Below are 24,161 nucleotides of genomic sequence, written 5' to 3'. Positions count from 1 at the left end.
GCGTTCCCTCTTCTTTTCCGGCCGACCGCCCCGGAGTGCCACAATGCTCGCCTATTTTGCCGGGTTACATCCGGTTCTCCAGGCGCTTCTTGCCGGGCTTTTCACCTGGAGCATGACCGCTCTCGGTGCCGGGGGCGTCTTCCTCTCGCGGGAGATGAACCGCCGGAGGCTGGACGGCATGCTGGGGTTTGCCGCCGGCGTTATGATCGCCGCCAGTTTCTGGTCGCTCCTGCTGCCCGCGGTCGAGCTCTCCGGCTCGACCGGTCTTGCGGCCTGTACTCCGGCAGCGGTCGGGTTCATCGCCGGCGGGGTGTTTCTGCGAGGCCTCGATACCCTCCTCCCGCACCTCCACCCGGGCTATCCCCTCCAGGAGGCGGAAGGGCCGCGTTCGTCCCTGCACCGGGCGACGCTCCTCGTGATCGCCATCACGATGCACAATATTCCGGAGGGGCTTGCGATCGGGGTGGCCTTCGGCGCCGTCGGCGCAGCCGCCGGAGGTCTCCCCTACGAGACCCTGGGAGCAGCGCTTGCTCTTACCGTCGGCATCGGGCTGCAGAACTTCCCGGAAGGGTTCGCCGTATCGGCTCCGCTCGCCGGGGAGGGCTACTCCCGGGTCGGGAGTTTCTGGTATGGCCAGCTCTCCGCGGTGGTGGAACCGGTTGCCGCCGTCTTCGGGGCAGCCCTGGTCCTTATTGTCCAGCCGCTGCTCCCGTACGCCCTCGCATTTGCTGCCGGTGCGATGATCTTCGTCGTCGGGGAAGAGGTGATCCCCGAGTCGCAGCGGCACGGGCATACGGATCTCGCCACGATGAGCCTGCTCGTCGGTTTTGTAACGATGATGGTGCTGGACGTCACGTTCAGCTAGGTCGTGCGGTCTGCGTGCATCCCGGAATCCGCCGTTGTTCTGCAGCAGCCTGAAAAATGGGGGGCTGTTTCGATCCCGGCCATTACATTCTTCGTGCTGCAACGAACGTGACCATCTCGCTCGCTCCGTCGCCGCCGTCCGGGAACGGGCTTTCGTAGAAAGCAACCTCTGAAAACCCCTGTCCTTCAAGGATGGACGTCAGCGTCTCCGGACCGTAGTAATGCGTCCAGAACCGGTATACGGCCTCTCCGTCCGCTTCCGAGCAGACGACGTGCTGCTGAAGAATCACGTTCGCCTCGTCGTAGTGGAACGTCTCCGAGAGGGCCAGGTACGGCTCGTCTTTCCAGAATCCGCTTTCGGCAGTCTCCCAGGATCTGCCGGGAACCTTCATCCTCTCCGGCGCTTTCGCGTTGAGGGTATCGAAGATAAACAGCCCTCCCGGTCTGAGAGCCCGGTAGATGTTCTGCAAGAGCCGGTCCCGATCCTCGGGGATCAGCACGTCGAAGTCGCAGTAGATCATCATCGCGAGATCGAACCGGTCTTCGAAGGCAAGGTCGAGATAGTTCTGGTGGAGATACTCGATAGCAAGCTCCTTCCGTGCGGCCTCCTGCCGCGCATAGGCAATGGATCGCTCTGAAAAATCCACGCCGGTTACCCAGTGGCCGGCTTCTGCCAGCATTTCGCAGTACAGCCCAGGGCCGCACCCGAGGTCGAGAATGCGCCTTTCTCCTCCGTGCAGGTGCGATTCTATCCATTGCACGGTCTTCCTGATTGCAGTTCCTCTCCTGCTTGCGGCATCGATCTCCGGATGGAGATGCATCTTTAGGAGGTGCCCGGATATGTGGTCGTCCTCCCACATACTTGCCGTGCCTTTTTCGTAGAGCCGGGGAGCTTTCGTCGTCTCCGGCAATCTGCTTATGTGCATATAACGTTCCGTATTGTATGGTTTTTTTCGAAGGTCAACCTGTTTGCGGCCCCTAACGTCCCCGGAATATTCGCGGTATCTGTTCTCCCCGGGGATTAGCCCGTCGGGCGGCCGTGATATCTTCAGGAAGTATTTTTCCTGCTTATTCTGCGTTCAACAGGTTCAAATTGTCTCTGATCGATGATATACCCTCTGTGTCGGATCAGAACGAAAAACCCCGTTCTCCTCCGTCGCTCCCGCTGTCCCCCGCATAGAACAGTATTATATGCTCATCCGAAGACTGTGAAACGAGGAACGTCATGAACCAAGCGACCGAAGCACGCTCCGAAGAAACCCTGGACCCGCAAGACTGGGAGGCCATGCGGGCTCTCGGGCACCGGATCCTCGACGACGCCATGGACTATCTCGAGACGCTGCGCGACCGTCCCGTCTGGGAGCATGCGCCGCCGCAGGTGAAAGCCCACTTCGCCGGGCCGCCGCCGCCCGGCCCCGAATCGCCCGACGAGGTCTACCGGGAGTACCTCGAGTGCATCCTCCCCTACCAGCTCGGCAACAGCCACCCGCGGTTCTGGGGCTGGGTCGCCGGGTCCGGGACGGTGATGGGCATGTTCGCCGAACTGCTGGCGGCTTCGACCGATGCTGTCAGCGGAGCCTTTTCCTACGTCAGCAACAACTACGTCGAGTTTCAGATCGTCGACTGGTGCAAGACCCTCCTTCGGTATCCTCCCACCGCCACCGGCCTTCTGACCAGCGGCTGCTCCGCCTCGAACCTGATCGCCCTGGCCGTCGCCCGGAACGCCCTGGCCGGGTTCGACGTGCGGAGCAGGGGAATGACGAATGCGCCGCAGCAGATGACCCTCTACTGCTCGGAGGAAGCCCACTCCTCGATCCAGAAGGCCGTCGAACTGCTCGGCTTCGGGGACGATGCGCTGCGCCGGATCCCGGTGAACGAGTCCATGCAGATCGATCTTGCGGCCCTAAAAGCGGCCATCAAAAGCGACCGTGCGGACGGTTTCCGCCCCGTCTGCATCGTCGGGTGCGCCGGGACGACCAGCACGGCCGCCATCGACGACCTCAACGCGCTCGCGGACATCTGCGCCGAAGAGGGGTGCTGGTTCCACGTCGACGGTGCGTGCGGCGCCTGGACGGCCATCGCTCCGAAGTACAACCACCTCGTCGCCGGTATGGAGCGGGCCGACTCCCTGGCGTTCGACCTGCACAAGTGGATGTACCTGCAGTACCCTATCGGCTGCGTCCTCGTCAGGAACGCCGACGAGCACCGCCGGGCGTTCTCGCTGACCCCGACGTACCTCGCCCACGGGGAAGGAGAACACGGGTTGACCGGAATCGACGTCCCCTGGCTCTCCGATTACGGTTTCGAACTCTCCAGGGGCTTTCACGCGCTTAAGGCCTGGATGACGATCAAGGAGCACGGCACCGAGCGGTACGGGCGGATCATCGAGCAGAATATCGACCAGGCGCACTACCTGGCAGGACTGGTCACGGCCGCTCCGGAGCTCGAGCTGGCGCTGCCGGTCTCGCTGAACATCGTCAACTTCCGCTACGTCAGGCCCGGCATGAGCGACGCCGCACTCGACAGGCTGAACAAGCGGATCGAGACCGAACTCCAGGAGCAGGGGACGGTCGTCGTCTCGACCGTCACCCTCCGGGGCAGGAACTACCTGCACGCCGGGATCGCCAACCATCGCAGCCGCCGGGACGACTTCGACCTCCTCGTCCGGGAAGTCATCCGGATCGGGGACGGGCTGGCCTGATCCGGGAGGGTTTCCTCCCCCGCCCGCTCACTCCTCGCAGCCCTTGAACCTGCCGCTGCAGACAATGTAGGTCCTATTGTCGCTCCCTTCGGTCAGGCGGTAGTAGGTGGTCTTGTAGTACAGGTTCGTCTCGGCCGGGTTGCTGTAGACGTACTCCACCCACCCGGTGCCGTTCTCCTGCGCACCGGCGACGATCTCGTCACGGAACGGCTTGCCCGTCACGTCGGTCTTGCCCCGGTAGTTGATGCCGACCTGCTGGATGTTGTCTGCGTTGGCAACCATCGTCACGTTCTCGTCGTAGACGAAGACGTAGAGAGCCGGATTCTCCGGGTCCTGGTAGGGAGCCTTCCCCGCGTTGATCGCCCGGAGCGTCCCGGTGGCGTTCTTCTCGATGTCGGTAGCGGTTCTGTTCACGAGCGTCGTCACCTCGGCATCGGTAAACGTCTGCCGGGCGCACCCCACTCCCAGGTAGCGGTACAGGATCCGCTCGTACTCGCTGACCCCTGTGGCATCCTTCTGGTTCCGTACGTTCTCGAGCGACTGTTCAAAGGCGCTGACCAGCAGATCCGGGACGTCCTTACTGAAGAGATAGTAGAGGTCGTTCTCGCTTAAGGTGTAGACGATCTCGTAGGCGTCCGGGTTCTCCGCCGTCTGCAGCATCTGGTGCCGTCCGGCGAGATCGCCCGTCGCCCAGAGGTCGATCTCTCCTGATTCAAGCATCCGCAAGAGATCCTCGGGGGCTTTGCCGTTGACGATCCGGGATGTGTTCACCCCCCGGTCGGCGAGGAGATCGTTCTCGACGGAGGCCTGGACGGCGCCGATCTGGTACCGGTTCAGATCCTCGTCGGAGGCGATCGTGATATCTCTCTCCATCGGTGCATAGATCACGACTCTCCCACTGGTGAACGGCCCCGCCCACTCGTACAGCGGCTCGCGTTCCGGTGTGCGAACGACGGAGAAGAGCACGGTGCTGCCGTTCTGCGCCGCCTGCAACCCCTCGGCAAACGGAACGATGCGGATGTCTTCCCGGGATGCGTTCACCCCGATATCTTTGAAAACCGCCTCCAGGATCTCGACCGCGATACCGCTTGCCGTCCCGTTCTCCTCGAAGTTATAGGGTGCCAGTTCCTCGGTCAGGTACTGCAGCTGAGCCAGGCCGATCACGGGGGCGTACCGCCCCAGAACCCTCTCGTAGGTGCTGATCCCCGTCGCATCCTTCTCGGCTTTCAAGGAATCCAGCGCCTGCTGGAAAGACCGGATGGTTGCATCGGGAACGTCCCTGCTGAACGCGTAGTAGCCTTCCAGGGCCGGCAGGGCAGAGACGATCCTGAAAGCGTACGCGTTCCCGGTCGCCTGCCAGGTGAAGTATCGGCCTGATTCCTTCGGGTAGGCCCAGAGGTCGATCTCGCCGTTCTCGAGTTTATCGATGACTGCGAACAGATCGGTTTCGTAGACGAGCTGGCTCTCGTTCACTCCCGCATCCAGCAGCTGCTGGACGGCCGCATCATCGACGATCACCCCGATCCGATACTCCTTAAGGTCACCCGGTTCGTCGATCACGATCCCGCTCTCCGGGCGGGCAAAGAGGACATTCGTGTAGGTATAGATCGGCCCGACCCATTTGAAGGACTGCTCCCGCTCGGGTAGCCGGGCCGTAGTGAAGAGCACGGTCTTATTCTGGGTCAGTGCCGCCTGGTAGCCTTCTGTCCAGGGTACCAGACGCACCGCCTCGCGGGAGACGTTTTCGCCCATCTTCGCGGTGATCAACTCCAGGAGCTCGACGGAGATCCCCTGCAGTGTCCCGTTCTCCTCGAAGTTGTAGGGCGGATTCTGCTCGGTATAGTAGGTCAGATCCGTTGTGGACGGTGTGCTGGTTATGGCAGTAACCTGCCGGTCGGAGAGGCATCCGGACACGAGGAGCGTTCCCGGCAGTATCAGGAGACACAAAAGTAGTGCATAGCGTTTCGGTAGTGCCATGGGTGCGAATAGTATGATCGGTATAATAAACATTGTGACCTTCCGACCCGGCATTCCTGCCGGATGCCCGGATTACCCGTGATGATCACCTGTACCATCTCACGCTTCGATGCTGATGCGTCCCGAGTCAGAGATCGCAATATTCAATGTCTCACCGGCCATCTCTACCCGGGGGTGTTACAGCAATGGATGCATTCATGCAGGCCGCTATCGAAGAGGCCAGAAAGGGATTGATAGAAGGGGGGATTCCCATCGGCTCGGTGCTGGTGATCGACGGCACCATCGTCGGCCGGGGGCATAACCGGAGAGTGCAGAAGGGCAGCGCCGTCCTGCACGCCGAGATGGACTGCCTGGAGAATGCGGGCAGGCTCAAGCCCGGGGATTACCGCCGGGCGGTGCTGTACTCGACGCTCTCCCCGTGCGACATGTGCAGCGGCGCAGTCCTGCTCTACAAAATACCCCGGGTCGTGATCGGTGAACACCGGACTTTCCAGGGGCCTGAAGAGTATCTCCGCTCGCGGGGCGTGGAACTGGTAGTCCTGGACGATCCGGAGTGCCTGCGGCTGATGCAGGAGTTCATTGCCGCGAATCCCGCGTTGTGGTATGAGGATATCGGGGAAGAAGAGTAGGGACGATCGCTCTTCACCGTCCCGGCATCGTATCATGCTCTTTTTTTACTTTCAACCCGCGCCCGCCGCGATTTTATATGACTCCGTCTCCTGAACGCTTACCTATGAGGCAGAAAGAAACCCTGCGCCACGACCAGACGCTCTTCCGCGACCGCAAGGTTTTCGAGTTCACCTACGCCCGATCAGCTCAACCACCGCGACGACCAGCTCCGCGAGCTTGCCTTCCTCGCACGGCCGGTTCTCCACGGCGGCAGCCCGGAGAGCGCCGTCCTCCGCGGCCCGCCCGGCACACGGTCTGCGATGCCGGAAAAGCCGTCTACCGCTCCCGCGAGGCGGGGGTGCGGTGACTTATCCCTTCCCCTCGTCTCCCGCAAACCGCGGGCATTCGGTGACGCAGCGGCTGCACCGGATCGTCGCGGTCTTCGCAATCCACGGTGCAAGCGGGGCGAGGCTCCCGACGAGCGCCTGCCGCCGGAGCAGCCACGTCACGGCCGGGACGACCGGGGGCGGCACCCAGGCACGGACGGTCCGGCACCGGAATGCGTCGACACCGTCCGGCCCTATCGCTCCTTCCGGGCAGGCCCGGATGCAGTCTCCGCACCCGGTGCAGAGCGGCGCAGCAGCGGTTGTTCTGGACTCCGGAGCCGGCTCTGCGGTCACGACGCCGGCGAGGAGCAGCCGCGGGCCGAAGCGGTGCGTGAGGAGAACGGTGTTCCTGCCGATCTCCCCGACTCCGGCGGCCGCTGCGATCGACTTGAGCCGGACGACGCCCTGCACCCTCCCGCCGGCGAACCGTACGGGCAGGTAGAGCGGAACGGGGCGGGCCGGGATATCGTCGGCCTTCAGGCGGTCGGCGAGCCGCACGGCGGTTTCGTCGAGTCCCTCTGCAATCCGGAGCATCTCCCTGGTCTTCTCTTTCTGCCCCATCCGGTAGACCGCGACCGGGACTTCCTTCCCGAAGATGATCACGGACCGGGCTGCCGGGAGGAACTGCAGAACCGCCGCCCTGTCCGCGTCGGCGAGGTCGTCGATCCCGACCCTGGCGAAGACGTCGACTTCTGCGTCTTCAAAGAACGTTGCAAGGTCCATTCCGGTACTTCCCGGAGAGAGTATGGGCGGGGTGGTGCTATGAGGGTGTCGGTGGAAGGTACTGCGGGCGCTTCGGTCTGGTCTGCATGGCCGGCTTATTCCGGCCTGTCGCCTGCTCCTTTATCGGATCAGACGGCGCATGAATGGTAATGGATATGTCATTCCTCTTCACCATGCACGAGGGACTGCCCCGCCAGGGGCCGGGTAGCAACGCGTGCACGCAAAAAGCGTTTTCGATGCTGAAAAATCTCCCGGACCAGCCGGAGATCCTGGATATCGGGTGTGGGGCGGGGATGCAGACGATCGAGCTCGGCCGTATATGCCCGAACTGTCATATCACCGCCGTCGACATCCACCAGCCGTACCTGGACGATCTCGCCCGGAAGGCGGCAGCGGCCGGGGTGGGGGACAGGATCACGACGGTGAGAGAGTCCATGGACGATCTGCCGTTTGAGGATGCAGCCTTCGACGTCCTCTGGGCGGAGAGTTCTATCTTCATCGTGGGGTTTGAGAAAGGACTCCGGTTGTGGAAGCGGCTTCTCCGGCCGAGCGGCTACTTCTGCCTCAGCGAAGCGGTCTGGTTCACCGATCAGCCCTCGCCGGAGGCGGCGGCGTTCTGGAACGACTGCTACCCGGCGATAACAACGGTTCCGGAGACCTGTGCGATCGCTGAAAAGGCCGGCTACGAGGTCGTCGCGACCTTCCCACTTCCCGGGTCCGTCTGGTGGGATCACTACTATACGCCGCTCATAGAGCGGCTGCCCGACCTGAAGAAGGTGGCCGCCGGCAATCCCGACGCGGAAGCGTTCGTCGCGTTCTCGGAGCGGGAGATCGCGGTGCACCGGGAGCACGGAGACGAGTACGGCTACGAGTTCTTCATTCTGAGGAGCCGCTGAACCGTCTTCTTCACCCCCTCTCCATGGCTGCCGTGCAATTGCAGGTGACCGCCCGCTCCCGAAAGAGACTTCTTGCCCTGCGGCGAGCATACGAGAAGCAATGACCCGCCTCTCTCCTGCCCTGATCGCTCCCTGCGGTATGAACTGTGGGCTCTGCATCGGCTACCTGCGGGAGAAGAACCGATGTCCCGGCTGTCGGACGGAGGATGCCGCCGGACTGCGCCCGTCCTGCGCCAGGTGCCGCATCCGGCAGTGCGAAGACCGGACGGGAGACTACTGCTACGACTGCGCCGAATACCCCTGTGCACGGTTGAAACGGCTCGACAAACGGTACGTGAAATACTGGATGAGCATGCTCGACAATCTGCACGCAATACGGGAGCGGGGGATCGACGAATTCATCGAACAGGAGAAGACCCGGTGGACCTGCCCGCACTGTGGAGCTATCCTCTGCGTCCACCGGAACCGCTGCCTGCGGTGCGGAGAGGCGTGGTGAGGCGGCAGGCGGTGTATCACCGTTGCAGCGCCGGTGAATTGAACCAGAGCCCGTAGAGCAGGTGCGACGGATCGCCCTTTCTGAAGACAAGCCGGACGTTCACGCCGTCCTCCCGCTCGAACGTCGCCGGATAGTTGACGGCGATATACTCGCCCTGCTCCGTAACGATCGGGTCGCCCCGGGACTCGTAGAGCCCTATTCTGGACGTGACGAACTTGCGGTTCTGCAGAAATACCGCCTCGGTAAGGCTCCTTTTCATCTCAACGCCGAAATCCCGTGAGTAGATCGTGTAATTGCCCTCGTTGAACCCCTGCAGGAGGTTCTCGGCGATCGGATCGGCGTACGCGACTATGATCGCTCGCTCCTCGCCGGAGACCACGGTATCCTGCCCCGTGCAGCCCGAGACGCATGTCCCGGCAAGGAGAAGCAGAGCGGCAAGCAGGTGCATCGGAGACTGGTGCATTATGATACGTCGAATCACAGCAGCATTAATCTGTAGGTCGCCTCCGGACGCGGGCGGCGGGACCTCCCTGCGCGGAGCGGGTCGCCCGCCGTCACCCGCGTCGCCGACCCGTGCCGGGCTGCCGGGGACGGGTATACGATCGCGGTGGCGGCGCTCCGGCGGGTTCCACCTGAACGAGGCGTAAAATAACCGCGGTGTCGTCTTCGGCCTCCCCCTCTCGTAAACAAAGGTTTTATATGGTCTTGATCCTAAAATCCTTCCTGCTTTTCTGAGATAAAGTATTAAAATCCTCGGATTTTGGCAAAAAAGTATCGAAACCTTTATAATTTACGATTAACTACCGGGACAAAGGCAATCAGATCTGCTTAGCATTCGGCAGATCTGCCAGGCAATCAGCAGGGCACTGCACGACACGGCCCGTCCTCTCGTAGCCGGCACGGGACAATCCGGAACCGCTGTCATTCTCTTCGAATGCTGCCTTCGGAACGCCCGGGTTCGTCGTCTGCTCTCTCTGTTTCATACGAGGGCTAAAAACCCCGGTGCGGTGCTCGCCGCCCTTTGGAACCATCCGCCGTTTTACAATCAGACAAGGTGACAAGCATTGGATACAGCAGCATTGAAAGAAGCACTTGACCAGCTCATCGCCGGGAACTATGCCGCCCGGATTGATGCAGCTGCCGTTGGAGATGACCTCCAGCCGCTCGCACACCAGCTCAACGCCGCACTGGCCGCACTCGGGGAGCGCGATCAGTCGTATCAGGAGGAACTCCGCGAAGCGAACGCCCAAAAGAGACGGTTCCGGCAGATGATCCGGGATAACCCCCTCGCGATCGCCGTCCTCCGGGCGGACAAGAGCCGTCTTGACATCAACGACGAGTATGCCCGGATGTGGCGGGGCACCCGCGAAGAGACGATGCGGAAGAAACTCTACGACTACGACATCACGGTCATCGGCGGCGACGATTTCTACGCCTGCTACGAGACGAAGAAGCGGGCGCGGACGGATGTGCTCGCGAAGTGGCCCGACGGCGTCCGGAAATACCTGACCCTGAACGCCATCCCCATCCTCGATGAGAAGGGCGAGATCGAGATAGCCTTCTACGTCTGGAACGACTGGACGGAGCTCCACGAGAAGATGGAGGAGGTCGAGAAGGTACAGCAGCGGAACGACACGATGATTAAGGACAACCCCCTCGCGATCGCCGTTCTCCGGGCGGACAAGAGCCGTCTTGACATCAACGATGAGTATGCCCGGATGTGGCGGGGCACCCGCGAAGAGACGATGCGGAAGAAACTCTACGACTACGACATCACGGTCATCGGCGGCGACGATTTCTACGCCTGCTACGAGACGAAGAAGCGGGCGCGGACGGACGTACTCGCGAAGTGGCCGGACGGAGTGCAGAAGTACCTGACCCTGAATGCCATCCCGATCCTCGATCCGAACGGGACGGTCGAGATGGCGTTTTACGTCTGGAACGACTGGACGGAACAGCAGCAAAAAGTCGAGGAGGTTCAGCAGCTGCAGCAGCAGTCCGACGCCATCGTCCGGCAGAACCCCGTTCCGATGCTGCTCGTCGACACGACGATGCAGATCCTCGAGACGAACGATGCATTCATCGACCTCTCCGGGTACAGCCGTGAGCAGGTCCTCAAGATGAACGTCAGGAACTTCGATATCCGTGACGTGCAGGGAGAAGGGCTTGCCGGCGCCCTCAAAAACAAGCAGCGTGTCTTCGGGGAAGTGACGGTGCAGATGCCGGCGGGTCTCTTCATCCTCCAGGAATGGGCGATCCCCCTGCTCGACGAAAAAGGCGACGTCAGGCAGATACTCGCCGTCTTCGTGGACATCACCGAACAGCGGGAGAAGGAGCGGCAGGTGCAGGCTCTGATGGATGAGGCGCAGGGGAAGGCCGATGCCCTCGACCGGAGCGTTCAGGAGCTTGCTGCGGGTCTTGCCGCGGTCGCGAAGGGCGACCTGACGTGCGCGGTGGCGATCGGCAGGGCCGACCCGCTCGAGCTGGTGAAAACCGATTTCAACAACGCCATGGGTGCAATTGGAACCGCCATCAGGGAGATCAACCTGGCCATCGGGCAGGTCGAGGCAGGCACCGCCGAGACGAGCAAGGGGTCGGAGGAGATTGCAAAGGCTGCGGAGCAGGTTGCGAATACCAGCCAGAAGTGCGCCGACCTCTCCAAACAGGTGCTCCTGCAGATCGAGCAGATAGACCGGCAGATTGCCGATCTTTCCGCGTCGAACGAGGAGATCGCAAGCACGACGCAGGAAGTCCTCGGACGCGCCCGGAACGCCGCACAACAGGGTATGAATGCTCAGACGCTGGGTGACGGGGCGAACCGGAAGATGGCGGTGGTCGAGCAGATCGCGCAGCAGAGCGTCGAGGAGATCGAGGGGCTCAACGCCCAGATGCGGGAGATCAACAACATTGTCAGGCTCATCACCGATATCGCGAATCAGGTCAACCTGCTGGCGCTGAACGCTGCGATCGAGGCCGCCCGGGCAGGAGAGCACGGCCGCGGGTTTGCCGTCGTCGCCGGGGAGGTGCGGAACCTCGCCGGGGAAGCGAAAAGCGCGACGCAGCATATCGAGAAGGTGATCGCCGGTATCCAGACGAGCAGCGAGAAGACCGCGACCGCCATAAAGTCGGCCCATACCGAGATCGGGGCAGGGGTTGCGAGCGTTACCCAGACCATCGAGGCGCTCAACACGATCATCAGCGAGGCCGAGGTCGTGACGCACGGGCTCGGCGAGATCGCCCGGGCGACCGAAGACCAGGCCAACGCGACGAACAGCGTCGTCCAGGGTATGGCGGAAGGAACCCGCCTGACCAAGGGAACCCAGAGCCAGATGGAAGACCTTGCGGCTCTCGCCGAGGAGGCCAGCGCCTCGACTGAGGAGATCGGCAGCGCCGCCCACGAGATCAACCAGATGGCCGGAGACCTGCGGGCGAAGATGAATCGGTTCCGCGTCTGACCGGAGGGACGACATGGTTCAATGCGTCGACGTTGTGGAGTTTCAGCTCGGAAAAGAGCACTATGCCCTGGATATCCAGCTCGCCCGGGAGATCGTGGAGATGATGCCGATCACCTCCCTTCCCCGCTCGCCCCCGTACATTGCAGGGATCATCAACCTGCGGGGAGAGATTACGAATATCATCAATGTAAACGTCCTCCTCGGGCTGCCGGACGGCGAGGCGGCTGAGAACCGGAAGATCATCGTCCTCGTCCGGGAGGCTGCGGGAGGTTCGAACGTCGGGATCATCGTAGACGACGTCAGCAGTGTCCGCCAGGTGGCCGAAGGAGACATCGAGGAGATGGACGATGCGGCCTCGAGCACCGCTTACGTCAAAGGTATCATCAAGCTCGGCGCCGAGGAGGAGACCGACGGCAGAGATGCCGATCAGACCAATCTCATCATCTGGCTCGACGTCCGGCGGCTCCTGCAGGAGCAGGTGACGGGCGCCTGACCGCCGTGCCGTTATGGTTTCTGTCCTCCTCATCGACGACGAACCGGCGCTCCTGGAGATCGGGACGATCTTCCTCGAGCGGTCGGGCGACTTCTCGGTCACGACCGCCGGGTCGCCCGGTGATGCGGTGGCACGGCTCGAAGAGAAGCGGTTCGATGCAATCGTTACGGATTATACCATGCCGGATGTCGAGGGGGCGGGTTTCATCAGGGAGATCCGGAGCCGGTGGCATGAAATACCGATCATCGTGCTCTCCGGGCGCTCCCGGGATGAGATAGCCGCTGACTGTCTCGGTGCCGGGGCCGATGCCGTGCTCCGGAAGGACGGCGTTCCGGCGGTTCTGTACGGGAGCCTCGCGCAGGTGATCGCCGGAGCGATCCGGGAGCACAGGTCGCGAGCGGGCGTGCCGGAGTGCTGAACCCGGGTGCCTTCGGGTCTGATCCGGGACGCTCACCCGAACCCGAGCAGCCGCACCAGCATCGCCACGATTCCACCGACGAGGCCGCCGGCACCGGCGCCGATCCGGCAGGCTCGCTGCTCCTCGCCGATCTTCCGCTCGCGCCAGCCCTCGAGGTCTCGCAGGCGTTCCTCGTGGTCGCCGGCCTGCTCCTCCATCCGCTGCAGCGTCCGGCAGATCCACTTGACGTCGCGGCTCGTTTCATACATCAGCTCCCGGGTGGTCTTCTCCTCCGGCATTCCTCCCTCCGATGGAGGAGGGGTTGGTGCTCCCGGGGGATAATTATTACTTGAGGTAATATGCGTCGGGGTAACTCGAACCAGATCGGGACCATCACATATTCCTGTTTGGCTATAGGGCGATCCCGGTGTGGCTAAACGGCAAAAAGCTCTATTACCGAAGAGTACAGATCCCTTCTCCTATGACACCCCGCCGCCGCATCCTCCGTACGCTGATCGTATGCCTGCTCTTTTCCATCGTCATCGAGGGAGCGGCGGCACTTGCAGTAACCATCTCCCCGGACAGCATCGGAAGCGGGGGCACCGTCACCGTCGATATCTCCGATCTCCCCGCCGGGAGCTCGTTTACGCTCCGGACGGAGCCTGAAATAACCCCCGATGGCCTGAATAGTTTCGTTTTTGATATGACCGGTGTGACCATGCCTTTCACGCTTACCGACCCCGATATCCGCGTCCGTGCGGAACCGGTCGAACGCGCAGGAGTCCGGGTACAGACCGGCAGCACCGCTAAGAGCCTCGAAGCATTGGGGCAGAACGGGATCGTGGATCTTGCTGTAGGGTACAATGCTATCAGTGCTCCTCTCGATCTGGTTCGCGTCTCCGGCGAGGCGATGGCAGAGGTTGAAACGGTCGATCTGACCGCCGAGATCAGCGGCGAGGCGTCAGGGGTCGGGAATGGGGCGATCACCTTCGGCATTGCGGGCATCGGTGAGGGGAGCGTTCAGGTCAGCGTCCTCGTCGACGGCAGCGAGGTCGCAACACAGAATATCGTCGTCGGGAGCACGGCGCCGCCGACCATCGAAGCGAACAAGGAGAGCGTCGTCTACGACAACAACTTCGTCGTGACCATGGTCGGCGAGCCGGCTACGGTGTATTCTCTGTACGTCAACGACGCCGGTCTTGCGAGCGAGGAGCAGTATCCCCTGATCGCGCCCGGCCAGCCCGGTGTTCTGCCCGGCACCGGCGTTTTGGCAGATGAAGCCGCAGACTTCCCCTATACGAAGGCGAACCTGACCACCAACGCCGCCGGAACCCGTACGGTGCAGTTCAACACCTCGTTCACCACCGAGATCCGGAGCTTCACGATCACCGTCGTCGACCCTGCCGACCCGAGCGTTTCCGACGCCGTTTCGGTGGCGGTGACGCGGGGAGATGTCAGCGTGACCGCGTCGGGTACCGGTGTTTATTACATCGGCGAGGAGTTCACGCTCTCCGGCACCAACACTGATAATGCGACCACCTACCTCTTCCTCACCGGCCCTGACCTCCCGGAGAACGGTGTCAAACTCGACGATATCACGGTGCCCGTCGTCGACGGCGAGGGCAGTACCTTCGCCCAGGCTGGCGTCGAGAGCGATGCCACCTGGGAGTACAGATGGAACACCTCCGCCGTGCGTCAGGTCGTGGACGTGGATTCCAGCGCGTACACGATCTACGCCGTTTCTGCCCCGCGGGACAAGGCACACGTCGGAGAGGTGAAGTACGCCACCACCTCGGTCGTCGTGAAGAGGGACTCCATCACCGTGACGCTGAGTGCGGACTTCGTTGCCAGGGGTGACAGCCTGACGATCTCCGGAACCATATCCGCTTTCCCGGAGAACGTCTCGGTCTGGCTCTTCGGCGAGGGGTATCGCAGTTTTGCACGGCCGGCCGGCGGTGCGGATAACGGCTCCTTTGCGAACGTCATTACCGGCAGCGAGACGCTGAACATGACACCCGGATGGTGCTCTGTCGTGATCCAGCATCCGGGGACGGACGGGATACCGGATGTCGTCCCCGTCAACGAGACCTGGATCCGCGACGCCGCGGGGAGCGAGATCGATCTCGGCGCGATGGAACGCATGGAAGCCTCTGTCGCTTTTCTGAACGCCATCCACAGGTCACGATCCGACGCGTATGTTTGCTCGTCCTTCCTCGTGGTGGAGTCCCTGACCGATCCCCGGGCGACGCCCACCCTCATCCCGACCGATACCGACGGTTTCGCAGGAGCGGGTGAGACGGCCGTGCTCTCCGTGACAGGCGGTGCGGCTGTCGCATCCGTGACGGTAAACCTCTCCGGGCTCGGCGGATCTGTGGCGGCGCCGATGACCGGCCTCGGGAACGGCACCTGGACGGCGAACGTCACGGCAATCGCCCCGTCACCATTCGTGGACGGCGCCTACATCCCGGTGCTCCTCGCCGTGAACGCGACCGATGCAAATGGGATCGGCAACACCTCCGTCTCGATCCCGCTCACGGTCGTGAAGAACGGGGATGCGAACCTGGATAACCGGGTTACGCTCTACGACGCGGTCTACACCGCCCGGCACGTCCTCGGGATCGAGGGCTACCCGATGACCGAGAGCGTCGGGATGGTCGCGGCCGGCGAGACGCTCACCCTCGCCGACGCGATGTACCTCGCCCGGCACGTCCTCGGGATGCCGGGGTACGAGGTTCTGCACTGACCATGCAATCCCTGTTTTCATCCGCACGAACCCGCCGGTCAAGGCAGGCATATATTACCTCGGGTAATATCTTGTGATTGTCTGTCATCCCGGGACTCGGCAGGCAGGAGCAAAACCAATGGCAGACTTTGTCGAGAAGAGCAACACCAAAACGGCGGTCCGGGAGCTTTCCCTGCCGATCGCCGACATCGGCACCTTCGACGCTATCGTCGGAAGCGTGCTCGCAGACAACCCCTTCGGGTGCGTGGACTACATCGAGAGCGGCGTCACGTATGACGGCGTGACCCGGAACCGCGAGTCCTACACCGCGAAGGTGAACTACGAGGACAACGACGGCAAGCGGGTCGGAGCGATCTCCGCACGGGCGCCGACGGTCGTCGCATTCGGCAGCGTCGCTACCGAGATCATGGGCGATGCGACCCTCGCGGCCGCGATGGGCGGCGAGGCCGTCCGTGACGCCGAGCACGATTCCTACTCGTGCCAGCTGAAGTGCCACGACCCGTCCGGCGAGATCTACTACGTCACGTTCAGCAGGAACGCGGTCCGGATCACGAGCTACCAGGACGACGCGATCCGCACCACGGTCGAGACCTGGGCGGACGGCGTACCGGCGCTCGGGTGAGAGGGAATACCCCTCTCTCATCCCCTCGCGGCGGGCAGCCGGAACCCCCGGCAAAACCTTATGGCGAGGTGGGGGGGATCATAGCGTATGTCAGGAGGAACAATCCAATGAACCGGGTAATCCATTTTGAGATACACGCAGGCGACCCGGAGCGGGCGGCGCGGTTTTACGGCGATGTATTCGGCTGGAAGATCGAGGAGTATCGCCTGCCCGGTGTGGAGATGGAAGATGAGAACCGGTACTGGACGGTCATGACCGGGCCTGAAGGAGAGCCCGGAATCAACGGCGGGCTCATGTTCCGCCGGGGTCGTCCGGCGCCTGCCGGGGGGCAGGCCGTGAACGCCTACATCTGCACGCTCGGCGTTGCTGACCTTGACGCCTCCCTCGCCAGAGTGCAGAAAGCCGGCGGAAAGATCGCCGTCCCCAGGATGGCGGTCTCGGGCATCGGCTGGCTCGCGTACTGCACCGATACCGAGGGCAACACCTTCGGGATGATGCAGGAGGACGAGAGCGCCCGATAACCGTCCGGCAGCATGTCAAAAGATACCTGATGGTTTGACACCGGCATAGGGCTCTGGCGATGCCGGGATATGGGGTTCTGCATTGAGCCCGGAGCACTTTTTAATCGGCACGAACGCCGACGGTCAGGGCAGATAACCGCTATGTCCCGTAGTTTCCCGCTCCCGCCGGAGACCTGCCCCGATATCCACAAACTGCTACACGATCCCGCCGGAAGAGAATAATAATCCTTTTCTTACGTCCGGTTGATGCATCATTGTGATTTCATGGACTGCACGGTGACGCGAGAGGGAAATGTCATAGTACTGTCGGCGTTCGGGAGGCTGGACGGGTTCGGAGCAGAGAAAGCGGACGATCTTCTCCGCTCTTCCCTGCACGAGGGCGATCGGGCGGTTGTCATCGACATGAGCGGCGTGGACTTCATGAGCTCGGCGGGGCTGCGGTTCTTCCAGTCGCTCTACATCACCATGAAGGAGCGGAACGGGCGGGTCGCCGTCGCCGGTGTCGGCGAGTACGTCCACAAGATCTTCGCGATGGGCGGATTCCTGCGGGTCATCGAGGAGTACCCCGATCTCGCTGCTGCACTCGCGGATCTCCAGCCGACCGGGGCCGGTGCGGAGGAGGCAAGCGGCGTCTTCACCGACCTCGGCGGCGCGGGTGCGATCCTGCGCTACGCGGGCAGCCTCCGGGCGGTCTATGCCGGACCGTTCTCCGAGCAGGAGATCACCGCCGTCCCGGTGCCCGTCGGGGGCTATATGGTCGGCGTCGGAGCGGCCGCACCGGATATGGAAGCGGCTGCCCCGCTCGTCGGGGAGATGCTCTGCATCGGTGGCACCGCCTACACCATGCCGGCGGACGGAAACCTCACGCCCGACTATATCCTGCCCGAACACCTCGAGGCCGGGCATATCACACTGGCGAGCGCGTTCCGTGCCGGTATCGACGGCCGTTTCTCCGCACAGCTCACCCTCGCGGCGGACGGACCCGATGGGATCGCGCTGCAGGAGATCGCCGAAAAGATCGCCGGTCACCTGAGCGAGACCGACCCGGGTTACACCGGCATCTTTTCATTCCTGCTCCGGGGCGCCGCCCGGGGTGTCTGCAGTGCGGATATCAGATCCTCGCTGCTGGAGGCGCACCGTGCCTCGGGAGATGCAGGGAAAGCACAGCCGCACTCGATGTACTTCGGGATGCGGCCCGGCGCTCTCGCAGCCGAAAGGGTCATCGCCACCGATATCGAGCCGCGGTACGACGGCGAGACGCTTATCGCGTTCGGCTACGTCATCGACCGGGCACGGGCGGAATCGGTGTTCGATCCCGCCGTGCTCGAAGCGCTCTTCTACACCCGTCCCGGTGCTCCGGCTTCATCCCTCTTCATCTACGCGAGCGGAGCGGTGTATACCCGTGTTCCCTTCGTGGAACCGGGCGTTCTTGAAGAAGGGGTCGTGACAGCGCTCAAGGAGGGGGAGTTTTCGGCACTCCATCACCTCCTCCCGATCACGAAGCTCCGGAGCGCCACGGTCGGGATTGCGCCGGTCACCCGGATCGAGCGGGTGTAGGCACCCGCTGAGGAGCGATGGGATCTGCAAGCCGCCGGAGCGGAGAGGGGGAGACGCCCGCTCGCTCGATCCGAACCGTTCTTGCAGTCTTCGTTGCCCTCATCGTCGTCGTCGTCGTCGGCCTGGTGCTGGCGGTCTCCTACCTGCAGGCGAGCGGCGACGCCTTCCGGCAGTACGACGCCCTCCGGGAGTACACCGAGCAGAATGGGATCGGATCCGTCTGTCTCGTCGATAAGGGTCTCAGTCTCGTCGACGACGACCTTAATCCCCGCATGGAGGAGGGGCTCGAGGAGTTCTCCGGTGCCTACGATGCGGCGGGCGACGATCCGTCCGCGATCGATCTCGTCGCCCTGAGAGATCGCCTCGCCCCCGGATTCCCGGGCGACCTCGACCTCTATATCATCGACGCCGACGGGGTCATCCGTTTCTCGACCGTCCCGGACGTTCTGGGAGTCGATTTCCGCCAGTTTCCCGCATTCTACACCCGCCTGACCGCCATCCGTGAGGGAGACGCCTTCGCCGCCGATCGCGTCGTTCGCTCGATCGAGAACCGAAACGACCTGAACGTCTCCGGGCGACTGCGGAAGTTCGCCTACCTCCCTACCAGCGACCACCGCTACGTCCTTGAACTCGGGATTGACACGACCGAGTTCGGGCTCGTCCGGTCGCGCCTCTCGTATGCCGATACCGTCCGGATCCTGCTTGAGAACAACCCCGATCTCGCCGCCGTCAGGATCATCGATGTCTACGGCAACGTCGTCGCCGGCGACACCGCTGGGAAAGTTGCGGGTGCCGATGTCATGGACGTTCTTGCAAACCGCACCTCGGCAACGATCGAGGATCCCGCCGGCCGGACGACGACCCGTCTGGTCTTCGTCGACCTCCGCGACCCGGCCACGGTGACCGACGGCAGCGTGGTGCTGGAACTGATCTTCGACCGTTCCCGGGTCGATGCCGTCGGCGAGCACCTGCTGATCGTGTACCTGGCGATCGGACTTGCCGCCGCCCTGCTCGGACTCGGTCTCGCCGCATGGCTCTCCCGATCCGTCGGTGCCGCCGTTGGGGCGGTCATCGATGATGCCGACCGTATCGCCGGCGGTGACCTCGACCACACCGTCCGGGGGCTGAACACGACCGAGTTCGTACGGCTCGGAGGGAGCATCAACCGGATGGTGCAGCGGATAAGGGAGTACAGCGAGGAGATAGAGCGGAAAGAGTCGGAGATCCGGATTGCCGCCGGCATTCAGACTGCGTTTCTGCCCCGCGGCATCCCGCAGCCCCGGGGGTGCGACATAGCCGCGTTCACTCTCCCGGCCAGGGAGGTCGGGGGAGACTTCTACGACTTCTTCGGCCAGGGTGACGGAAGGTATGCCGTCGCCATCGCCGATGTGGCCGGGAAGGGCGTGCCGGCCGCGCTCTACATGGCGCTCTCCCGGACGGCCGTCCGCACCGTCGCCCGCTGGTGCCGGATGCCTGCGGAGACCATCCGCCGGGCGAACGATACCGTCATCGAGGATGCGGGCTCCGTCAGCTTCGTCACCCTCTTCTACGCGGTCGTCGACGAGCAGGCACGCACCCTCACCTACGTCAACGCCGGCCACAATCCGCCGCTCCTCCGGCGGGCGGACGGTACGGTCGAGTGTCTCGAGCCGACCGGGCCGGTGATCGGGTTCCTCGAAGGTATGGAGTACGGCGAGGTCACGATCCCGTTGCTGCCCGGCGATCTGCTCGTCCTCTACACCGACGGCGTGACTGAGGCGGAGAGCGGGAGCGGCGGTATGTTCGGCGAAGAGCGGCTCCGCGCCGTTGTTGAGGATGCTGCCGCCCTTCCTGCCGGTGCAGTCGCGGACGCGATCCGGGACGCCGTCGCGGCGTTCGCCGGGGACGATCTGCAGTCGGACGATATCACGGTCGTTGTCCTGCGGGTGACTGGGTGATGCCCGGACAAAAGGGAAGAATAGATCCGGGCTGCTCATTTCCGTTATTCTGCCAGAAGGATCTTTGAAGCCGGATGGAATGGCGCAGTATGCCTTTAGAGAAGCGTGTCGGTGCTCGTGTGGGGAGACCTGCCCCCGGACCCGGTGCCATCTCTGAAATGCACGTACACCACCTCGTCGAGGACGACGCCGTGCTTCGTGATGGCTTTTTTGTGAACTGCCTCACGGGTAAAGCCGCACTTTTCGAGGACGCGCATCGATGCGGGTTTGTTCGAGAAGATGCCCGCCTCAAGCCGGACGATAGCGAACCGTTCGAAAGCGACCGGCACGAGCGAGCGCACCGCGTCGGTGACGATGCCCCGCCCCCAGTACTGTTCGGCGAGCCAGTAGCCGAGTTCGGCCGTCCGGTGCCTGATATCGTCCCCGGGCTGGATGCCGATGCCACCCACCGCCTCGCCGCCGACCTCGATCGCAAGGAACAGGCGGGAAGAGGTGTCCATAGCCTTACGGATGAAAAGGCGTGCATCCGCCGGCGTATAGGGGAACGGGAATCCGTCGCGCATCATAGCCGCGATCCGGGGATTGTTCGCGTGCCGCACCAGCGACCCGGTGTCTCCGGGCGTCCAGGTGCGGAGCACGGAACTCGGGGTGATGAGCTGCATGGTCAGGTATACTCAGATCCGCTCCGGTGCTATAAGAGTGAGGCGGGTTACTGCCCCGCCTTGCGGAGCATCTCGACGTGCCCGACGTCGCACCCGGGAATGGTGCTGCGACTGATCACGCCAAAGCCGTAGTGCTCGTACAGGGGCACGTTCTGCTCGTTCTGCGTGACGAGGTAGCAGGAGACCCCTTCCCGGTCGAACCGTGCGAGCATCGGCCGGATGAGGCGGCTTGCTATCCCCTTTCCCTGGTGGTCAGGATCCACCCCGATAAAGAAGAGATACCAGTGCGCGTCCGGCAGGTGCTCCCGGTGGAGCGCGTCGATGTACTCCGAGAATGCGAGGATCCGTTTCATGACGTCTCCGCCGACGTGCCGGCGAAGGGAGAGCGCACCGGCACGGACCGCCCTCCAGAACGAGATCTCGGCCTTCTTCGAGGGGAGCCAGACAGCCACGCCCTCCATCGCGGGCGATGGTGCGTAGACCTCCCCGTACAGAATCCCGTACGCAAGCTCGAACCTGAGAATCTGGCGTGTAAGTGCACGATGATCTCCGGTATCGGACGTGAAGTACTCCATTTTGGGGTCCCGCTCGAACGCACGGGCGAGCACCTCGGTCGCAGGGCCGATATCGGCCTTTTTCAGGCGGATCAGGCCGGCCGGTTCTTCTGCCATGGCACCTCCCTCAGACGGGGAAGGTGATCGCCAGGGATATAATCGTTGGCACGGGTGGTGCGGAGAGGGCGGAAGTATACGTTACGCGTCTTCGTATGACGCCTTCCGGCCTGTTTCCCTGATCGGAATCCTCCTGTTCGTTCTCCGGTATGGTATCCATGACTTAATAGTGCAGAAGGGTCACGAAGGGAGAATGGGGGAGATCAAATGCCGACAATACGTGAACTGTATCCAATTCCGGCAGAGATTGAGCGGCTGTGGGTCTTTCTTGGTGACTGGCACGGTGAAGGAGTGCTGAAGGCTGGCGGCGATACGATGAAGGTCGCCGGACGGTGGCGTTTTGTCACGGCCGCGGGAGGATGGGGAGTGCGGGTATCGATGGAGTCGGTCATCGAGGGGTTCGGCGACTACGCGCTCGACAGCCTCTTCGGCATCGACACCGAGACCGGTACGCTGCATATCTACAGCCTCACCAATATGGCGGAGACGCACGATCATACCGCCTGCTGGTCCGATGAAACAACCCTGCACGGGAGGTATGACGGACTGAAGGGCGGTAAGCCGTTTCGGGAAGATTTTACCATCCGTGTGGTGCGTCCCGGTGCGATGACCCTTGAGTACGTAGAGCGGATCGACGGCCTGCTCGACTCGACGATGACGATACACCTGACGAAGCAGCTGCCCGGGTAGAGGCTGTCGGGCATCCCGTTTGCAAGCGCTTATCCTTCTTCGGGGAGAGGAGAGGTACATGCACCGGATTATCGACTGGAACGAGCTCTGGAAAGCGATCCACGCAAGTTCGCCGGGGCGGGCCGAGAAAGACCGCGACCCCGCCGCCGTCTGGGATAAACGCGCCGCCGCCTACCACCGCGCCACCCGCGACGAAAAGGACGCGACGGAGCAGGAACTCAGGTTCATCGATCTCGCGGCGGGCGACACCGTGCTTGACGTGGGGGCGGGGACGGGGAGGCTTGCTGTCCCGATCGCGCATACCGCCGCGCACGTGACCGCACTCGACCCGTCGGGTGGGATGCTCGCTCTCCTTGAAGAGCGGATGGCGGCGGCGAAGCGCACCAACTACTCCTGCGTCCGGATGCGCTTCGAGGATACCGTGGTAGGCCGGGATATCGAACCGCACGATGTGGTTATCGCGGCGTTCTCGCTCGGGTTCTACGATCTCGCCGCCGCTCTCGGGAAACTCGACGCCGCCGCTACCCGTTCGGTCTACCTCTTCTGGCATGCGGGGGAGTGGCGGAGCCGTGACGAGATGGTGCTGTACCGGGCGGTCTTCGGGGAAGAGGTCTCCCTGCAGAAGGGGTATCCGGACTATATCTATCCCGTCAACATCCTCCACGACGCCGGGATTTACCCGAACGTCCGGATCTACCATGCCGCCTGGGATGCGGTCTACGACTCGGTCGACGAGGCCGTCCAGAACTGGGTGACGATGCATAGCCCCGACCTGGAAGACCCTTCGCCGGTCGTCGAGTACTTCACCCGGGTGCTCCGCAGGGACGCTTCGGGCAGGTACGTCGAACGGTCGGTCCGGCCGACCGCGGCGGTCTGGTGGACAAAGGAAGGGTGACCGGGGGGACGGGTCTCTCCGGTGACCCGTGCGGGGGTGCGCACCTCCCCCGTATCGCCGTCGTATGGGGGGTTCGCTCTCCGGCATCGTGCGCGCCCCCGGTCGTGCGGAGGGTGAAATCCGGGTTTTTCGATCGATCGCTGTGCGCGTTCTGTGCGTGACGGTTCCGGGGATGCCGTCTGGATGCGGGCATCGCGACCTCTCCGTCTCTCCTGCGGCAGGATACCGGGACTTTTTGCATCCATCTGCGCGCACAGGGGTGTGTCCCTGTATGGGGAAAAGTGTCCCCTGCGCCGTACTCCGGAACATTTTTGCAGGGGTTGCTGCGTGAACGGAGCCCTGGAAGGGGTATCCATCCTGTTCGGAGTATATATGCCTTGCCTGGGTTGTGGAGATTCTGCGTGCATTGCCTCATCGTGGTGAGGTGATGTATTGTTCCTGGATACCGGTTGTTCCGGTCGAATCAGAAGCGTATACCGGCGCTCATTGCTGTTTTGAGGCTATGGGGCGCCTTAATCCTCCACCGGGGCATATCAGCGCCGGCAGCGTCTGATCTGCCATCAGGCGGAAGGTTTAAGTCCTGTTAGTGATAACATATGGAGGCTGCGTTGGTATGGCGCCCGGTCGTGCAGCCCTTCGGGGTGGTCTGTCCGGTGTGCCGCCAGGTGCGCAACTATGAGGGTGCGAGCCCGGTGTGCTCGGATCTGATGCGGGAACAAGGTTTATATGCTGGAAAAGCCAACATAGTTTCCTGCACAAGTTCTCGTTGTGCCGACGAATCTCCGTGATTCGTGCAGCACGGCGGGAATGCAGTCAGGGGCGGTTGGTTTCGTTGCCGCATGCGAGGGTGCGCAGGACGCAACCCT

The 24,161-nt window shown here is 62.9% G+C and carries 24 protein-coding genes; 16 read left to right on the top strand and 8 right to left on the bottom strand.

All coding sequences use genetic code 11. The annotated features are described in order from the left end of the window. The first annotated feature begins 43 nt into the window (after positions 1 to 43). A complete protein-coding gene (locus ABH15_RS00115) occupies positions 44 to 865 on the top strand; it encodes a ZIP family metal transporter (protein WP_128692345.1) in 822 nt (273 codons plus the stop codon). Between the two features lie 82 nt (positions 866 to 947). Here the strand turns inward: ABH15_RS00115 and ABH15_RS00110 are convergent, their stop codons facing one another. After that, positions 948 to 1,790 (bottom strand): class I SAM-dependent methyltransferase, encoded by an 843-nt coding sequence (locus ABH15_RS00110; protein WP_128692344.1) that lies wholly within the window; start codon positions 1,788 to 1,790, stop codon positions 948 to 950. 299 nt (positions 1,791 to 2,089) lie between these two features. Here ABH15_RS00110 and ABH15_RS00105 point away from each other — a divergent pair, with 299 nt between their 5' ends. Further along, positions 2,090 to 3,565, top strand: coding sequence for a pyridoxal phosphate-dependent decarboxylase family protein (locus tag ABH15_RS00105; RefSeq protein WP_128692343.1), 1,476 nt, complete (start codon positions 2,090 to 2,092; stop codon positions 3,563 to 3,565). A 27-nt stretch (positions 3,566 to 3,592) separates the two neighbouring features. Here ABH15_RS00105 and ABH15_RS00100 read toward each other — a convergent pair whose 3' ends face one another. After that, positions 3,593 to 5,542, bottom strand: coding sequence for a transporter substrate-binding domain-containing protein (locus ABH15_RS00100; protein ID WP_128692342.1), 1,950 nt, complete (start codon positions 5,540 to 5,542; stop codon positions 3,593 to 3,595). A 185-nt stretch (positions 5,543 to 5,727) separates the two neighbouring features. On the opposite strand from ABH15_RS00100, the gene ABH15_RS00095 reads away from it, so the two are divergent. Continuing rightward, on the top strand, positions 5,728 to 6,171 hold the full coding sequence (locus ABH15_RS00095) for a nucleoside deaminase (protein ID WP_128692341.1): 444 nt from the start codon (positions 5,728 to 5,730) through the stop codon (positions 6,169 to 6,171). A 104-nt stretch (positions 6,172 to 6,275) separates the two neighbouring features. Beyond that, positions 6,276 to 6,518, top strand: coding sequence for a hypothetical protein (locus tag ABH15_RS00090; protein WP_128692340.1), 243 nt, complete (start codon positions 6,276 to 6,278; stop codon positions 6,516 to 6,518). Position 6,519: 1 nt separating this feature from the next. Here the strand turns inward: ABH15_RS00090 and ABH15_RS00085 are convergent, their stop codons facing one another. Further along, complete coding sequence (locus ABH15_RS00085) at positions 6,520 to 7,260, bottom strand: 4Fe-4S binding protein (protein WP_128692339.1); 741 nt, start codon at positions 7,258 to 7,260, stop codon at positions 6,520 to 6,522. 149 nt (positions 7,261 to 7,409) lie between these two features. On the opposite strand from ABH15_RS00085, the gene ABH15_RS00080 reads away from it, so the two are divergent. Beyond that, complete coding sequence (locus ABH15_RS00080; protein ID WP_128692338.1) at positions 7,410 to 8,156, top strand: class I SAM-dependent methyltransferase; 747 nt, start codon at positions 7,410 to 7,412, stop codon at positions 8,154 to 8,156. A gap of 100 nt (positions 8,157 to 8,256) precedes the next feature. Continuing rightward, positions 8,257 to 8,652: a DUF3795 domain-containing protein gene (locus ABH15_RS00075; RefSeq protein WP_128692337.1), complete on the top strand. Its 396-nt coding sequence runs from the start codon at positions 8,257 to 8,259 to the stop codon at positions 8,650 to 8,652. Between the two features lie 16 nt (positions 8,653 to 8,668). Here ABH15_RS00075 and ABH15_RS00070 read toward each other — a convergent pair whose 3' ends face one another. Together ABH15_RS00070 and ABH15_RS13535 are read right to left on the bottom strand one after the other, a co-directional pair. Next, entirely contained in the window at positions 8,669 to 9,115 is a 447-nt protein-coding gene (locus ABH15_RS00070; protein WP_241647946.1) for a DUF3887 domain-containing protein, read from the bottom strand. Positions 9,116 to 9,470: 355 nt separating this feature from the next. Continuing rightward, on the bottom strand, positions 9,471 to 9,635 hold the full coding sequence (locus ABH15_RS13535; protein WP_164913586.1) for a hypothetical protein: 165 nt from the start codon (positions 9,633 to 9,635) through the stop codon (positions 9,471 to 9,473). A gap of 81 nt (positions 9,636 to 9,716) precedes the next feature. Here ABH15_RS13535 and ABH15_RS00065 point away from each other — a divergent pair, with 81 nt between their 5' ends. From ABH15_RS00065 to ABH15_RS00055, 3 genes are read left to right on the top strand one after another with little or no spacing between them, the layout of a single operon-like run. After that, on the top strand, positions 9,717 to 12,107 hold the full coding sequence (locus tag ABH15_RS00065; protein WP_241647945.1) for a methyl-accepting chemotaxis protein: 2,391 nt from the start codon (positions 9,717 to 9,719) through the stop codon (positions 12,105 to 12,107). 13 nt (positions 12,108 to 12,120) lie between these two features. Then, on the top strand, positions 12,121 to 12,600 hold the full coding sequence (locus ABH15_RS00060; RefSeq protein WP_128692336.1) for a chemotaxis protein CheW: 480 nt from the start codon (positions 12,121 to 12,123) through the stop codon (positions 12,598 to 12,600). Between the two features lie 13 nt (positions 12,601 to 12,613). Continuing rightward, positions 12,614 to 13,018 (top strand): response regulator, encoded by a 405-nt coding sequence (locus tag ABH15_RS00055; protein ID WP_128692335.1) that lies wholly within the window; start codon positions 12,614 to 12,616, stop codon positions 13,016 to 13,018. A gap of 32 nt (positions 13,019 to 13,050) precedes the next feature. Here ABH15_RS00055 and ABH15_RS00050 read toward each other — a convergent pair whose 3' ends face one another. Next, positions 13,051 to 13,296, bottom strand: a complete 246-nt coding sequence (locus tag ABH15_RS00050) for a hypothetical protein (RefSeq protein ID WP_128692334.1) — start codon at positions 13,294 to 13,296, stop codon at positions 13,051 to 13,053. 182 nt (positions 13,297 to 13,478) lie between these two features. Between ABH15_RS00050 and ABH15_RS00045 the strand changes: the two genes are divergently transcribed. The 5 genes from ABH15_RS00045 to ABH15_RS00025 all read left to right on the top strand — a co-directional run bounded on the left by ABH15_RS00045 (position 13,479) and on the right by ABH15_RS00025 (position 20,377). Next, positions 13,479 to 15,740 (top strand): hypothetical protein, encoded by a 2,262-nt coding sequence (locus ABH15_RS00045; protein WP_128692333.1) that lies wholly within the window; start codon positions 13,479 to 13,481, stop codon positions 15,738 to 15,740. Positions 15,741 to 15,858: 118 nt separating this feature from the next. Further along, entirely contained in the window at positions 15,859 to 16,362 is a 504-nt protein-coding gene (locus ABH15_RS00040) for a hypothetical protein (RefSeq protein WP_128692332.1), read from the top strand. 107 nt (positions 16,363 to 16,469) lie between these two features. After that, positions 16,470 to 16,883, top strand: a complete 414-nt coding sequence (locus ABH15_RS00035) for a VOC family protein (RefSeq protein ID WP_128692331.1) — start codon at positions 16,470 to 16,472, stop codon at positions 16,881 to 16,883. 246 nt (positions 16,884 to 17,129) lie between these two features. Beyond that, positions 17,130 to 18,440 (top strand): STAS domain-containing protein, encoded by a 1,311-nt coding sequence (locus ABH15_RS00030; protein WP_128692330.1) that lies wholly within the window; start codon positions 17,130 to 17,132, stop codon positions 18,438 to 18,440. 17 nt (positions 18,441 to 18,457) lie between these two features. Next, positions 18,458 to 20,377, top strand: a complete 1,920-nt coding sequence (locus ABH15_RS00025) for a PP2C family protein-serine/threonine phosphatase (protein WP_128692329.1) — start codon at positions 18,458 to 18,460, stop codon at positions 20,375 to 20,377. Between the two features lie 95 nt (positions 20,378 to 20,472). On the opposite strand, the gene ABH15_RS00020 is transcribed toward ABH15_RS00025, so the two are convergent. Together ABH15_RS00020 and ABH15_RS00015 are read right to left on the bottom strand one after the other, a co-directional pair. Beyond that, positions 20,473 to 21,039 (bottom strand): GNAT family N-acetyltransferase, encoded by a 567-nt coding sequence (locus ABH15_RS00020; RefSeq protein WP_128692328.1) that lies wholly within the window; start codon positions 21,037 to 21,039, stop codon positions 20,473 to 20,475. Positions 21,040 to 21,086: 47 nt separating this feature from the next. Then, positions 21,087 to 21,710 carry a GNAT family N-acetyltransferase gene (locus tag ABH15_RS00015; protein WP_128692327.1) on the bottom strand — a complete coding sequence of 208 codons (624 nt, stop codon included), beginning with the start codon at positions 21,708 to 21,710 and terminating at the stop codon, positions 21,087 to 21,089. A gap of 207 nt (positions 21,711 to 21,917) precedes the next feature. Between ABH15_RS00015 and ABH15_RS00010 the strand changes: the two genes are divergently transcribed. Together ABH15_RS00010 and ABH15_RS00005 are read left to right on the top strand one after the other, a co-directional pair. Then, entirely contained in the window at positions 21,918 to 22,400 is a 483-nt protein-coding gene (locus tag ABH15_RS00010; protein WP_128692326.1) for a hypothetical protein, read from the top strand. 58 nt (positions 22,401 to 22,458) lie between these two features. Next, positions 22,459 to 23,295, top strand: a complete 837-nt coding sequence (locus tag ABH15_RS00005; RefSeq protein WP_128692325.1) for a class I SAM-dependent methyltransferase — start codon at positions 22,459 to 22,461, stop codon at positions 23,293 to 23,295. Positions 23,296 to 24,161 lie beyond the last annotated feature (866 nt).

The sequence above is a fragment of the Methanoculleus taiwanensis genome, from assembly GCF_004102725.1.
GTDB lineage: Archaea > Halobacteriota > Methanomicrobia > Methanomicrobiales > Methanoculleaceae > Methanoculleus_A > Methanoculleus_A taiwanensis.
This window is presented reverse-complemented; position numbering and strand designations above follow the sequence as displayed.